Source organism: Flavipsychrobacter sp., from assembly GCA_041392855.1.
Lineage (GTDB): Bacteria > Bacteroidota > Bacteroidia > Chitinophagales > Chitinophagaceae > UBA5543.
This window is the reverse complement of the sequence record JAWKLD010000001.1, coordinates 1,653,626-1,667,403: the sequence shown is the minus strand read 5'-3', so window position 1 is coordinate 1,667,403 and position 13,778 is coordinate 1,653,626. Positions and strand designations below refer to the sequence as shown.

The following is a 13,778-nucleotide window of genomic DNA, read 5'->3' as shown; positions in this document are numbered from 1 at the left end:
AACAAACAACAATGAACAAAAAGATACTTGTAATAGAAGATGATAACCGCATAAGTGGGGTGATGCGTACTATCTTCCAACTCAATAAGATAGAGGCAGACTTTGCGGCTACAGGCGAAGACGGCTTATCATTACTAGCCGATGGTACAGACTATAAAATGATCTTGAGTGATATTATGCTGCCGGGTATTGATGGTTATGCCATTCTTAAAGAAGTAAAAGCAAATGAAAAAACAAAAAAAATACCTTTTGTCTTCCTAAGCGCATTTGCCGACGATGCAGATATTCACAAGGGTATTCAGCACGGTGCTGATGATTATATTACCAAGCCCTTTGCTGCTAAAACATTGGTAGATATTGTACGTGTATATTTAGAGTCGGAATAATTAAGTACATTTTACTTATATATAAAACGGGGCTACAGATGTAGCCCCGCAGGTAAACATGAAACAGCTTTTAGGCTATTGTTTCACATAGTTTTTAGTAGAAGCGTTTCCTGCTTCATCAGTTACTTTAAAGGTGTACACACCATTAGGCAACTTAGAAATATCAATAGCTGTACTATTGCTTTCAATGGTTTTTCTTAGAACTACTTTGCTTTCTACATTGTATATAGTTAGCTCAGAGCCTTCTAGTGGTTGTCTTGAAGTAAGGGTCACTTTACCATCACCAGGGTTAGGGTATATGGTCAGGTCCTTAGTAGCAGCAGCACTTGTGTTGGCAATAGGCTCCCAGTTCTTAAGATCGGTAGAGATATAGAAGGTAGTGCCTTCTTCAGTCCCTGCTTGTTTGCCCATGACCATGCCTTGTGGCTGTGCTGATAAGTAGTATTTATATTCACAATCGTTGTAGCAGCAGTTGGTCACCTTACGTGTGATGATGTAACATTTGCTGGTAGAGAATGCACCCGGAGTAGCACTACCCGGAACACAGCAATAACCAGGGAAGTTAGTATTGTAAGGGTTCCAAGCATAAGTCATGCTAGTACCAGCTACAGGAGTCCATAGACCGTTACAACTAGCTTCCACCACATTCCATTCTACGTTGAAGCCTGCAGGTAGAGGGTTAGTTACCGCAGTAGCTGTAAGTGTAATGTTGCTGCCCGAAGTAGAAGAGGAGATATCAAAAGCACAATAGTCTGAAGGCATTACACCTTTCTTTCTAAGGCTGAAGTCATCAAAGGCTACATCATTACCATCACCAATACCTCCTTCATCTAAGAAGATAGTTAAGTCCAAAGTATTGCCATTTGGTATTACAGTGTAAGTGATTTTTGTCCAGCCACAGTGTTCTTCATCATTATCACATTCTCCTTCTGTTAGGTCGGCATCGCCAAGACTAACAAACATTCTGTTAGGGTCGAAGACATCAAAAGCACATTGCGGTAGATGTTGGTAATACATACAGAAGATGTATTCTTCTCCTGCTTCAACAGGAATATCTTTTTGTTGATATACCATGGTCGATTGTGGGTTGTGGGTTCTGCCATTTACAACCATGTAGTGGCCTTGCCCATCAGTACAAAAAGTATGATCCATGATGTTCCAGCAATTGCTCACAGACGAAGCTTGCGCGCTAGACACTACAGAGTACATGCCCTCTGAAATAGAGTTAGGACCGAAAGACCCCTGATAAGTATAGCCAGGGCTAGTGAAACCAAAGTTGCCTCCTTCAAAGCTACCGTTCACTATAAGGTTGTCTTCTCCTATGTCGTCACAACAACCTCTTGTATCCGTGATTTGTGGTTGGCTGCTACAAATAGCAAACTCATCGAAGGCTAAACCTACGCTACGGCTTGGGTGACCAATGTAACGGAACTCGATATAGTCTATCGGGTCAGTACCAAGGTTTACACCCCAATAAGAAGCCTCACCATCTCCTGCCACAATATTTACTTGTGGGCTTGGCGGTGGCTGGTACAAGTTGTACTGTAGCGATAGTACATATACAGTTTGTATAGAACCTCCTATACCATAGGCGGTTATTTGCCATCCTTCCTGTACGTTGTTAGTGCCATCCACGTCCATTAAGAACCCTGAAGCTTCAGTACATTCCAAGTCGTGATAGTCTACGTAAAGAGGGGCTGGGTTTTGACCGGGACCGTTGGGGTCATCTGTGATGAAGAAGCATCCTACATCTTTATTGTTGGTTGGCTTGTCACTACTTACGCTAGTGGCCACACTACACCCTTGCGAGGCACTAGTATAGCTATAGGTAGTAGCACTAGCCCAAGCCACGGTAGGGGCACCCACCTGTGCTACAGTAGGGGCTGTACCGCCAAGGCTACCCATATGGAAGGTAACTCCATAGGCGCATTGGAAGAAATTATTATTGAGTAGTGCTCCTTCTGCTTGAGAGTAGTTGCCACAGCCGTTGAGGTTGGCAGTGCTGGGCTCAAAGTCAATAAGGTTTGGGTTGGTTTGCGCAGCGGCAAACATAGTGCCGGCTAATAGCATCGGCAATAAAAGCATCTTTTTCATGGATAGATACATTTTTTATGGTGATTAAATAAATTAAGGGTTATTGTAAATGGTGGGCGTAGAAACTCTAAGTTAATATTGTAAAAATGACTATACAAGAGTGAAAACACCCAAGCCGTATTTGTTAATGAGCGCAACAAAAAAAGCACCCTGTATTTGAATACAGGATGCTTCGGTAATGTTGTTAAGTACAGATCTTACTGTTTCACATAATTAAAGGTTTTTTGAACACCATCCTTATTACTTACAGTAATGGTGTAGAGCCCTGCTTGCAAATGAGCCATGTTGATCTGGTTGTTTTTTTGAGTAAGTGGTTGTTGTATTAGTTGGCGTTGTGCCATGTCGTACACAGTAGCATAGCTATTACTGTTGTTTGCTACGGCAATAGTAATTAAGCCGTTGCCAGGGTTAGGGTAAAGCTGTATGTTATTTTGATCATTTATGGTTGTACTGATATTTGTAGTTGCAGGTTCAAAGCGATAAACCTGTCCGTTTGCTGGCGTGCCGTTTAAGAAATTGTCAGACATGTCTGTGCTAGGGTTTGCAGGGCTTCCTTTGAGCCACATGTTGCTAAAGCCTACTCCGGGGCCTTTAGGCGTGTTGTAGTAATAGTCTAAAGTAGGGTTGGTGATATTGCTAGCGCCCATATGCAGTTCCAGCGCGTTGTCTTTTTCATATATCCATATTTGAAAAGTTACATAGTCGGGACCAAAAGCATTGTGCGAGAATTTCACCTTGTCGTACTGGAGCTTTACAATACGGTCGCCGGGGTTGCCAGTTATACTATAGGTTTTAGCACCATCTTGTATTTCGGCATTAAAGCCACTAAACTGTAATGGTGTTTTAGTGCCTATTTGTCCAAAATAGGTTGCCGTATGTAAGGTGCTGCTTTTAACACCGGCAATGGTTACATCAAATCCTAAGTTGATAGTACCCGTTATAGCACTACCTCCTGTAATGGGGGTGTAGGTGTCTGTTTTTGCCTTGAAGGTGTAGCCTTGTGCATTGGTTTTCGTGGTTAGGACTGTGGAGCATAGAAAAACTCCAAGTAAAAGTTTTTTCATTTTAGAGAGCATTTTAAATGATTAATAATGCTTCGAATGTAGGAGGGTGGTTTGTCATAAAAAAGGATTGTCATGAGGGTATAAACTCACGGTTATTATTTAAGCGGTTTGTCACGCCATTTTTACGAAAGCGTGACAGGGTAAGGGTTCTGTAGGTATTGGTTTAGTTGCTTTTATTGTAATAGTTGCAAAAAAATAACCCTAGCTAGAGAGCAAGGGTTATACCTAGTTATACTAATTATAAAGGATGAGGATCTTCAAATTTTGTTTTAAAACGCCATGACAAAAGCAGCGTTTTTTATTGTTTGTTTGCACAACAAAGTTACGGGTGTCTTTTTTAGTGAGAAAGAGTAAAATCACCCAATTTTTGAATAGTAAACAGCTATGTAGAAGCCCTAAATACACCATCACACAAGAAGAATTCACTGAACTCATTGCCCGCGTCCGCAAACTACAGGACATTGCTGCTGTTATTTGTAAAGAGTGGATTGAGGGTTAATTAATGATTTTTTTAAAGTCTATAGATTCTGTTTGGTTCTCATCAACTATTATATGTTTTAAAAGGCTAGTATACTCACTGGATGTTTCTTTTGTCAATTCATTTTTAATTGCTTGGAAGTTTACTTTTTCTATAAAAGATGAATTGTGTTTATTTGTAGCCACTACTATAATAATAATGGGTACTGCTGTTCTTTTTGATTGAGTTTTAAAGGTTGTAAATAATAGATAAGTATACTTAATGACATTCTTAATATACTGGTCTCTTAAGTGTGTCGTATATTTTATTTCTAAAAAATATTCTTTTTGAGTTAAGCCTCGACCTCTTAGATCTCTTGATGCTGCTCGCTCTAATAATATAGCATCAAATACACGTATGCCAATTTTGTAGTTTGGGAAGGTTATGAAGTGATTGCCAACATCTTCTCTTATTAAATTGAGAATAGAGTTTTCAACTACAAGGTATTTTGAGATAAAACTAGCTTGGTCTTTTGTTGTAGTACTTGTATTTGTTGTAAAGCTTGATGTATCAGAAAACTCTTCATTCATTTCTTCAGTTGCTTTTGTAACAACTTCATCATTATTTAATGGGTTGCCCATCTCCTCTAGTTCTTTCTTTATTTTAGCATCATCGGCTAGGTCTATATTTTTTTGCTTTTTAGACCATTTACTAATTCCATATAAGAGTATTAACCCTCCAGTAGTAAATGTTGCCAATGAAATGAAGTGCAAGTTTTTCAAAACACAGATAAGGATATCTTGTCGTCTGTCGAAAATAGATTTAGCACTAGGTGTAAGTTTACTATATGTTTCTATAGTTGTTAAAGTTCCTAGAGGTTCTTTTAGCATTAGGTAAGGGAATACAAATGAAATAGCTATCAATATTATTCCTATAGAGCATAAAAATTTATAGAGGTCACTGTATTCTACTTTTTCCAATCGTACAGGCTTTTTTCAAAAATAGGTTTAATCTATCTAATAAGGTAGGGTGAAAACACCCCTATTTATCAATAGCTTCTTTCGCGTATCTTTAGTGCATGAAGTACTACATCTCCTATGTATTGGCTTATTTTATCATCTATTTCCCCATAAGTGTGGGGCTTGAAGTGTTTGTATGGAGAGATGAGGTTTTAAACAGTAGTTTTTGGCTACAACAGCTTGCCCAAGCTGCCCTTTGGGCACTGATAATGGCACTCATCCATGTAGTGTACAAAAAGGCCAATGCTAAGAAGGTGAAATAATCCCCTTTCCCCCGTCCCAACTATTTTTTTTACCTTCGCGGCATCATTTTAAATAAGGTTATGACTCCGGAAAAACGCGTTTACGACAATATTCTACAAACAATCGGCAATACGCCATTGATCAAACTGAACAAGGTAACGGCAGATTTCCCTTGCCCGGTATATGCTAAGGTTGATTCTTTCAACCCCGGCAACTCTATCAAAGACCGTATGGCGGTTAAGATGCTGGATGTGGCTGAGGCAGAAGGAAAGATAAAACCGGGTGGTACTATTATTGAAGGTACGTCGGGCAATACAGGTATGGGGCTGGCATTGGCAGCTATCATGCGTGGCTACAAATGTATCTTCACCACTACCGATAAACAGAGTAAAGAGAAGGTAGACATCCTTAAAGCTTTTGGTGCTGAGGTGATCGTTTGCCCTACTGATGTAGAGCCTGAAGATCCTCGCTCTTACTATTCTGTATCGGCACGCTTGGCTAAAGAAATTCCTAATAGCTGGTATGTAAACCAATATGATAATTTGGCTAACCGTCAGGCACACTACGAGCAAACTGGACCTGAACTATGGGCACAGACCGAAGGAAAAATAACACACCTTGTAGTAGCTAGTGGAACTGGTGGTACGGTTACAGGTACAGGTTCATACTTAAAAGAGCAAAACCCTAACGTACAGGTTTGGGCCATTGACTCTTATGGTTCGCTATTGACCAAATGGCACCGCACTGGAGAGTTGGATATGAACGAGGTACACCCTTATATAGCTGAAGGCTTGGGTGAAGACTTTTTGCCTGAAAACTATAAGAAAGAGGCGATAGACCATTTTGAGCAAGTGACGGATAAGGATGGAGCTGTTATGGCACGTCGTATCACTAAGGAAGAAGGTATATTCGTTGGTTATTCAGCAGGCTCTGCTGTTGCAGGTCTTCGCCAACTAAAAGATAAACTTACTAAGGACGACCTTGTTGTTGTTATCTTCCACGATCATGGTAGCCGTTATGTAGGCAAGGTGTACAATGATGAGTGGATGTTGGACAGAGGTTTCCTTGATGTAAAAACTGTTCGTGATCTATTGAATGGATTGGGTGCTCGTCGTTTGGTGACTGTAAGTGCAGATCAAAAAGTAAGTGATGCATTGGCATTGATGAAGAAATACGATATAGAGCAAATACCTGTAATGGATGGTATGGAGCCTATTGGTGCAGTTACACAGATGGGACTGTTCCGTAAGATGATGGACAACCACGACCTGAAAGAAAAGAATATTGCTGACGTACAGGAAGCGGCATTGCCTTTGGCTACCTTAGATACTCCGTTGGAGCGCTTGAGTAGCTTTATCAATAAAGATAATGGCGCTGTACTAGTAAAAGACGATAGCGGTCAGTATCACATCCTTACCAAGTATGATGTGATAGATGCGCTGAGCAAATAAGATATTTAACCTTTCATCTAGAGAGCATGACAAAGGCCACTACTTATTAAGGTAGTGGCTTTTTAGTGTGCTGTATTTAGTTCTTATTCTATTAAAAGTCGTTGGCTAAGTACACCATCTTTATGATGGACGTTAAGCAGGTAAGTGCCTGTAGGTAAGTTAGGTAGAGCTACTTCTATTTGTGTTTGTGTGTTGGTTATTGATTGCTTTAGTATGCTTCGTCCTGTTATATCAGTAATAGTTAGTTGTGCATTAGAGTAAGCTTTGTCTAGCGTAATGTATACTCTGTCGTGCGCAGGGTTGGGGGCTACTTGTATTTTACTTGGTGTGTTTTTTAGTGCTGCTACAGCATTGGGGGGAGGTGTGTTTAATGTAGTGTCGGTTAGTTTCCACATTTCATAGCCTCCTGTATCGTATGCGGTAAAGTACAAAGAGCTATCATACAAGGTAAAAGAATATTTTACACTAAAGCGTGTTACAGAGTCATATCCCTTCAGCTTTATAGTGCCATTTGTGGTACCATCTGTTGCATATATACCGATGTTTTTAGAAGAATCAATGGCTCTGAAGATTAACATGTTGCCATATTTTGTGATAGTGCTTGGGTCAGCTGAGCTTTTAGGGTCAGTGTTGATATCTTTTAGTAAAATAGTACCATTAGTAGTACCGTCTGTTACCCACAGTTCTTCATTGTGCACGCCGTCATTGGCCTTGAAAACAAGTTTGTTGCCGATGATGTTAAAAGATTTTGGGTTAGCAGCTTGACCAGAAATAGGGTCAATATCTTTAATTAATTGTAAGCCACTAGAGGTTCCGTCAAAAGAAAAAAGTTCTCCCATTGCATCACAATATATCTTCCCGTTGAAAATAATTTGTTCATTACCTAAAAAACCTGAGGAAGTAGCCTTTGTGCCGCTAGTGGTGCCATCGGTTTCCCAAATCTCACTGTTGCCAGTATTGCCGTTGAGCACATCGAAGAAAAGTTTATTGTTATATAAGATGAAATTTTTGAAAAACGTACTTATATAACCAGTAGTAAAATCCTTTACTAAAGTTGTACCATTTGTAGTGCCATCAGTTACCCATAGTTCTTTGCCATGTGTGGCGTCATTCGCAACAAAGTATAGTTTGTTATTATACACTATTAGGTGACTGGGGTGTGCGCTCAACGAACCTGTGTAAATGTCTTTTACCATCTTAGTGCCATTTGTGGTGCCATCTGTTACCCATAATTCAAACCCATGCGTTCCGTCATAAGCTACAAAATAGACTTTGCCATTATAATGAATAAAGTCATTAGGTTCTGAATGTCCTCCAGGGTTAATGTCCTTCAATAGTTTAGTGCCGTTGGTTGTACCGTCTGTTTCCCAAAGTTCTAACCCGTGAGTGCTGCTGCCAGCTGTAAAGTAGAGCTTGTTCCCAATTGTAAATGATTTAGGCATTACATTACTGCTTGGTGCAAACCCTGAATTAATATCTTTAAGCATATATGTGCCATTAGCAGTACCATCTGTTACCCATGGTTCTTCACCATGTGTATAATCACTACCTACGAAAATGAGTTTGTCATTAAGGGACCCAATAGTAATGCCCCAAGTGCCAGAACACCCCCCTGTACAAATTTCTTTAATTACTTTTGTGCCTGCTAAAGTTCCATCGCTTTTCCAAGGTTCAAAACCTGTATAATCATTCTTAGCAGCAAAAAATAAAAATGAATCTGTAGCAACATATCTAAAAGGGTTAGAATCCATAGCTCCGTGTGGGTTTAGGTTAAAGCGTTCAAACGCATATTGTGCATATGTGTAGTTGCTGATAGCTAATAAGCTAATTAAGATGACTATATAACTTGTTTTTCTAAGCATAGTTTATAGGTTTAAAGTCAATAGTAAATATATTATTAATGACATCACTCTTGAAGTGATGGTTTGTTAACCAATTTTATTTTAATACATGATTAATCCAATAGTGCGTAAAAGAAACTGTTAGAAGGGGATATGAAAAGCCACTACTTATTATGGGTAGTGGCTTTTTAGTGTGCTGTATTTAGTTCTTATTCTATTAAAAGTCGTTGGCTAAGTACACCATCTTTGTGATGGACGTTAAGCAGGTAAGTGCCTGTAGGTAAGTTAGGTAGAGCTACTTCTATTTGTGTTTGTGTGTTAGTTATTGATTGCTTTAGTATGCTTCGTCCTGTTATATCAGTAATAGTTAGTTGTGCATTAGAGTAAGCTTTGTCTAGCGTAATGTATACTCTATCGTGTGCAGGGTTGGGGGCTATGATTATTTTACTTGGTGTGTTTTTTAGTGCTGCTACAGCATTGGGGGGAGGAGTGCTAGTAGTGGTGTCAGTCAATTTCCATAGCTCTAGATAACTGGTGTCTCGTGCAGGAAAATATATAGAACCTTTGTACAGTGTAAGTGCTGATGTGGGGTTGAACTTTGTTACATAATCATACCCTTTAATTTTGATGGTGCCATTTGCGGTACCATCTGATATCCAGATACCACGCCCAGAAGCGGTGGTATCGGCTGCAACAAACACTAATTTGTTTTTGTAGGCAATTAGACCTCTCGGTTGAGACCCAGTTACAGGATGTTTGCTGATGTCTTTTACCATTTTTGTGCCATTGGTAGTGCCATCTGTCACCCATAACTCTTCTTGGTGAACTGCGTCATCAGCTACAAAAAACAGTTGATTGCCAACTACAGTGAATAAACGAGGATAGGATGATTGCCCAAAAAATGGGTTAATGTCTAAAACAAGTCTGGTGCCATTTGCAGTACCGTCAGTCTCCCAAAGTTCTATTCCTTTTGTCGGGCTAGTAGTGTCAGAACCTCCGAAATACATTTTACCATTGAACAAAACAATGCTGCTTTCTTTTGATGGAGTTACTCCTACTCCTACTTCCGCTACTAATTTAGTGCCGATAGCAGTACCATTAGATTCTATTAAGCCAAAAACGGCATTAAGATATCCGGTATAGTATAGTTTGTTGTTATAAACAGTAAGGTGGTTGATGTAACTGCTTGACCCTCCTTGGCTGCCATCAATTACCAATTTTGTACCATTGCTAGTACCATCGGTCACCCATAGTTCGCTACCATTTGTATCGTCAAAAGCTGTAAAGTAAATTTTATTATTATACTCGATGAATTGTGAGGGCTGAGAGCTTTTAATGCCTGGTCTAATATCTTTGATCATTCTCGTGCCGTTAGTAGTACCATCTGTCACCCAAAGTTCCTGTCCATGAGGTCCGTCGTCAGGAGTAAAGTATAGTAACCCTCCTATAGCGGCAGATGAAGGTCTGTTTGTGTTTAAAGAGGGCGGTGGTCCTGTAAAGACATCTTTTAGCATATATGTGCCATTAGCAGTACCATCTGTAATCCATGGTTCTGCACCATGGGTAAGATCGTTGGCTATAAAGATGACTTTCCCGTTTATAGTTCCAAGGTTTGTACCTGTAGTGCTTGTCTTGCCAGGAATGATTTCAGTGATCATTTTTGTTCCTGCATAAGTGCCATCACTTTTCCAAGGCTCAAAGCCTGTATTGTTAACATCAGCAAGGAAGTAAAGAAATGAATCTGTTGGAAGAAGGAGACCGGGATTAGAATGCTCAAATCTATTAGGTTCAAGGTCATACTTTTCGAACACATATTGTGCTCTAGATACACAACTAATAGTTAGGAGACCTATAAGTAGACCAATAGATCGTAGTTTATTGTACATAATACTCGGTTTATAAAGGTTTAGTATAAATATAGCCGCTTTGTAATATTACAGACTAGCTTTAAGTAAAAAGAGTTAGGGAGTAAGTGATATTTTAATTTTTGATTAATCTATTTGGGTGCAAGAGGAATTGCTAGAAGCGATATGAAAAAGCCACTACTTATCAAGGTAGTGGCTTTTTCATTGTTGTGTAATTAGTGTTCTTATTCTATCAGTAGTCGTTGTGTTATCACTCCTTTCTTATGCTGTAGGTTCAGCAGGTAGATGCCTGTAGATACACTAGGTAGTGTTAGTTCTACTTGTTTCTTTGTTGCGTCTATTTGTTGGGTTAAAAGCACCTTGCCTGTAAGGTCGGTTATAGATACCTGTGCTTGCTCGTAGCTTTCGCCAAATGTTAGCAATACCTTATCGTGTGCAGGGTTGGGTGCTATGGTTATTTGGTATTCCTTCTTAGTAGTAGAAATATTTGTAGTGGTGCTGGTGTCTGTCATTTTCCAAAGCATGTCTCCTCCTTTAGGGCTATGGTAGCCTATAAAGTATAAGTTATTATTGCAGATGAAAAACGGAACATCATCGTGGTCTACTCTGAAGAATAGAGTACGGTCGTAAGCTATTAGTTTTTTAGTGCCGGCAACCGTACCGTCTGATATCCAAAAGTCATTTTTAAAAGTAGTGTCTTGTGCGGAGAAGAATAGTTTATTGTCGAAAGAGGTAAGATTTTTAGGTCTTGAGCCACGGGTAGGGTTGTGCGGGTCAAACATAATATCTGCTACCAATTTAGTGCCATTGGTTGTTCCATCCGTCATCCATATCTCATCACCATGTACCCCATCATTAGCCTCAAAGTATAGTTGATTGCCGACTACAGTAAATTGGTCAGGGTAGGATGAGGGAGAAGCTCCAGCTGTATTAATATCCTTGACCATTTGCGTACCGGCAGTAGTTCCGTCAGAAGCAAATAGCTCATAGCCTATTGGTATGTTAGTATTTTCTCTTGCAGCGAAGTACATTTTGTTGTTGAATATGGTAGCCTTCTGCAAATTATAGATGCTGATATCCTTTATGTACTTAGTGCCATTAACTGTGCCGTCTGTTTCCCACAAGCCGTGCATGCCGTTAGGGGGTACTACAGGGTTGTGGTTGGCAGCGAAGTATAGCTTGTTGTTGAATACCCCGACTATATTGATGCCGCTAAAAATACTACCCGTAGTAGTTATGGTAGCTAGTTGTGTTCCGTTAACCGTACCATCTGTTTCCCAAATGCCACCTTTAGCACTGAAATACATTTTACCATTATACACTGTGAATTGTGAAGGGGCTGAGCCGTTGCTGCCTGGTTCCAAGTCTTTTAGCATTTGTGTGCCGTTAGTAGTGCCATCTGTTACCCATAGCTCCGTGCCGTTGGTGCCATCATTGGCAGAGAAATATAGCTTGCCGTTATATACTGTAAGGTGTTGCGGGTTGGAAAACAGAGCGCCCGGGTAGATGTCTTTCAATAATTGTGTGCCGTTAGTAGTACCATCTGTTACCCATAACTCTAAACCACTTGTTCCGTCGTTAGCAGTAAAGTATACTTTGTTGTTATATGCTGTAATGAAGTGCGAGCCATTGCCCGTCATAGAGTAGTCCTTACCTGGAAATATATCCTTTACCATCCTTGAGCCGCTCATGGTGCCGTCACTTATCCATAGTTCTCTACCGTGCGTATCGTCTGCCGCAGTAAAGTATAAGAAGGTGTCAATGACTACCATTGATTGAGCCCTAGGGTATCCATTCCCAGAATGGAATGGCAACTGATCGAAAGCATATTGAGCCTCGGAAAAATTGCTAAATGCTAATAACCCTATGAGTAGGCCAATAGAGCGTAATTTTTTGTACATAATATTCGGTTTATATAGGTTTAGTATAAATATAGCTGTTTTTGTAATGTTACAGACGAGCTTTAAGTAAAAAAGGTTAGGAGGTAGGTTCTATTTTAATTTATGGTTAATGAAAGAGGTGTAAAAGCAAATCATTAAACCCTCTACATTATATACTACCTTTGCCTACTCATGAATCAGTCGTTTATCAAAAGAGTTTGGCAGAAGCCGCCTGTTCTATTCCCATTTGTATTAGTGTTCCATGTGCTTATGTTGGCATTCAGTACCTATACCTTTAGTTCTGAGCCTTTTCCTAGTGCGGGTTGGATACAACCATTGTGGATGTTGTTATATACTATAAGCTGGCTTTTTGTTTGCGACCTTAAACGTTGGGCGGCATTTGTCTACTTGGGGTTAACTACCTTAAACCTGATGTTGCGATTTGTATGGGCAGATGATAATTCGTTGGCACTATACATAGATACACTCTTCCCTATAGATGTGTTGTTTACTTTCTTTGTAATGTTCTACTACAAAAAGTTCGCTTAATGGAAAGGCTGTTTATAGATATGATGGGTAGGGAAGTGCATATCCCTTTTCCGCCCAAAAGAATAATAAGCGTTGTGCCTTCGCAAACAGAACTGCTTTTTGACCTGAACTTGGATGAAGAGGTAGTGGGTATCACCAAGTTTTGTGTGCATCCTGAAAGCTGGTTTAGAAATAAAGAGCGGGTGGGAGGAACTAAAAAACTACATCTTGATAAGATAAGAGCTTTAAAGCCCGACCTTATCATTGCCAATAAGGAAGAGAACGAACAAGAGCAGATAGAGGAGCTGGCTAAAGAGTTCCCTGTATGGATCAGTGACATCAACACGCTACCTCATGCTATGCAGATGATACAAGCCGTAGGGCAGATAACAGATAGGCAGCAAATAGCCAATAATTTGGTAGACCATATCGTTAATAACTTCACCCAATTGCAAGCGGCTACAACTCCTAAGCGAGTAGCCTACTTTATTTGGCGCAACCCGTGGATGAGTGTGGGCAAGGATACCTTCATCAGCAATATGATAACTACTATAGGCTGGCAGAACGTATTGGCAGATAAAGACCGCTATCCCGAAGTGACTTTGGAGGAATTGAAAGCTTACAACCCTGATACGATACTGTTGTCATCAGAGCCTTTTCCGTTCAAAGAAGAGCATATAGCAGAAATAAAAGCCGTGCTGCCCAATGCAGAAGTGCTCTTGGTAGATGGAGAGATGTTTAGCTGGTATGGTAGTAGATTACAAAAAGCTACAGCATATTTTCAACACTTACTGAATTAGTATTTACTCCTTCTTTCGTTCATTTCTTTTCTTAATTGGTTTAAGTGATATGTTTATTATTGTTTTTTAGATATATTATTTAACTTGAGGGTATCACCCTTTATTTACCCTGTCTTTTGGGAAGAGCCATGCCATGAAAACAACTTGTTA

Annotated in this window: 11 protein-coding genes; 5 read left to right on the top strand and 6 right to left on the bottom strand. The window is 39.8% G+C overall.

What is annotated here, in order from left to right; translation table 11 throughout:
* Nucleotides 1-11 precede the first annotated feature (11 nt).
* Nucleotides 12-386, top strand: a complete 375-nt coding sequence (locus R2800_07720) for a response regulator (GenBank protein MEZ5016925.1) — start codon at nucleotides 12-14, stop codon at nucleotides 384-386.
* 75 nt (nucleotides 387-461) lie between these two features.
* Here R2800_07720 and R2800_07715 read toward each other — a convergent pair whose 3' ends face one another.
* From R2800_07715 to R2800_07705, 3 genes are all read right to left on the bottom strand, one after another.
* Nucleotides 462-2,480 carry a T9SS type A sorting domain-containing protein gene (locus R2800_07715; protein MEZ5016924.1) on the bottom strand — a complete coding sequence of 673 codons (2,019 nt, stop codon included), beginning with the start codon at nucleotides 2,478-2,480 and terminating at the stop codon, nucleotides 462-464.
* A gap of 197 nt (nucleotides 2,481-2,677) precedes the next feature.
* Entirely contained in the window at nucleotides 2,678-3,544 is an 867-nt protein-coding gene (locus R2800_07710) for a T9SS type A sorting domain-containing protein (GenBank protein MEZ5016923.1), read from the bottom strand.
* 495 nt (nucleotides 3,545-4,039) lie between these two features.
* On the bottom strand, nucleotides 4,040-4,981 hold the full coding sequence (locus R2800_07705; GenBank protein MEZ5016922.1) for a hypothetical protein: 942 nt from the start codon (nucleotides 4,979-4,981) through the stop codon (nucleotides 4,040-4,042).
* Nucleotides 4,982-5,079: 98 nt separating this feature from the next.
* On the opposite strand from R2800_07705, the gene R2800_07700 reads away from it, so the two are divergent.
* Together R2800_07700 and R2800_07695 are read left to right on the top strand one after the other, a co-directional pair.
* A complete protein-coding gene (locus R2800_07700; protein ID MEZ5016921.1) occupies nucleotides 5,080-5,283 on the top strand; it encodes a hypothetical protein in 204 nt (67 codons plus the stop codon).
* Between the two features lie 60 nt (nucleotides 5,284-5,343).
* Nucleotides 5,344-6,714: a pyridoxal-phosphate dependent enzyme gene (locus tag R2800_07695; GenBank protein ID MEZ5016920.1), complete on the top strand. Its 1,371-nt coding sequence runs from the start codon at nucleotides 5,344-5,346 to the stop codon at nucleotides 6,712-6,714.
* 83 nt (nucleotides 6,715-6,797) lie between these two features.
* On the opposite strand, the gene R2800_07690 is transcribed toward R2800_07695, so the two are convergent.
* The 3 genes from R2800_07690 to R2800_07680 form a co-directional block, all read right to left on the bottom strand.
* Nucleotides 6,798-8,576, bottom strand: a complete 1,779-nt coding sequence (locus R2800_07690) for a T9SS type A sorting domain-containing protein (GenBank protein ID MEZ5016919.1) — start codon at nucleotides 8,574-8,576, stop codon at nucleotides 6,798-6,800.
* A gap of 188 nt (nucleotides 8,577-8,764) precedes the next feature.
* Nucleotides 8,765-10,441: a T9SS type A sorting domain-containing protein gene (locus R2800_07685; GenBank protein MEZ5016918.1), complete on the bottom strand. Its 1,677-nt coding sequence runs from the start codon at nucleotides 10,439-10,441 to the stop codon at nucleotides 8,765-8,767.
* 203 nt (nucleotides 10,442-10,644) lie between these two features.
* On the bottom strand, nucleotides 10,645-12,321 hold the full coding sequence (locus R2800_07680) for a T9SS type A sorting domain-containing protein (protein MEZ5016917.1): 1,677 nt from the start codon (nucleotides 12,319-12,321) through the stop codon (nucleotides 10,645-10,647).
* Between the two features lie 171 nt (nucleotides 12,322-12,492).
* On the opposite strand from R2800_07680, the gene R2800_07675 reads away from it, so the two are divergent.
* A complete protein-coding gene (locus R2800_07675) occupies nucleotides 12,493-12,849 on the top strand; it encodes a hypothetical protein (GenBank protein MEZ5016916.1) in 357 nt (118 codons plus the stop codon).
* The gene (locus R2800_07670; protein MEZ5016915.1) at nucleotides 12,849-13,628 is read left to right on the top strand and encodes a helical backbone metal receptor; all 780 of its coding nucleotides are present in this window, start codon (nucleotides 12,849-12,851) and stop codon (nucleotides 13,626-13,628) included. The genes R2800_07675 and R2800_07670 overlap by 1 nt, the downstream gene beginning before the upstream one ends.
* Nucleotides 13,629-13,778 lie beyond the last annotated feature (150 nt).

What these genes read in the sequence shown, in the direction of transcription:
- R2800_07720 (MEZ5016925.1), top strand. Translation starts at nt 12, where the DNA reads ATGAACAAAAAGATACTTGTAATAGAAGATGATAACCGCATAAGTGGG.
- R2800_07715 (MEZ5016924.1), bottom strand. Translation starts at nt 2,480, where the DNA reads ATGAAAAAGATGCTTTTATTGCCGATGCTATTAGCCGGCACTATGTTT.
- R2800_07710 (MEZ5016923.1), bottom strand. Translation starts at nt 3,544, where the DNA reads ATGAAAAAACTTTTACTTGGAGTTTTTCTATGCTCCACAGTCCTAACC.
- R2800_07700 (MEZ5016921.1), top strand. Translation starts at nt 5,080, where the DNA reads ATGAAGTACTACATCTCCTATGTATTGGCTTATTTTATCATCTATTTC.
- R2800_07695 (MEZ5016920.1), top strand. Translation starts at nt 5,344, where the DNA reads ATGACTCCGGAAAAACGCGTTTACGACAATATTCTACAAACAATCGGC.
- R2800_07690 (MEZ5016919.1), bottom strand. Translation starts at nt 8,576, where the DNA reads ATGCTTAGAAAAACAAGTTATATAGTCATCTTAATTAGCTTATTAGCT.
- R2800_07685 (MEZ5016918.1), bottom strand. Translation starts at nt 10,441, where the DNA reads ATGTACAATAAACTACGATCTATTGGTCTACTTATAGGTCTCCTAACT.
- R2800_07680 (MEZ5016917.1), bottom strand. Translation starts at nt 12,321, where the DNA reads ATGTACAAAAAATTACGCTCTATTGGCCTACTCATAGGGTTATTAGCA.
- R2800_07675 (MEZ5016916.1), top strand. Translation starts at nt 12,493, where the DNA reads ATGAATCAGTCGTTTATCAAAAGAGTTTGGCAGAAGCCGCCTGTTCTA.
- R2800_07670 (MEZ5016915.1), top strand. Translation starts at nt 12,849, where the DNA reads ATGGAAAGGCTGTTTATAGATATGATGGGTAGGGAAGTGCATATCCCT.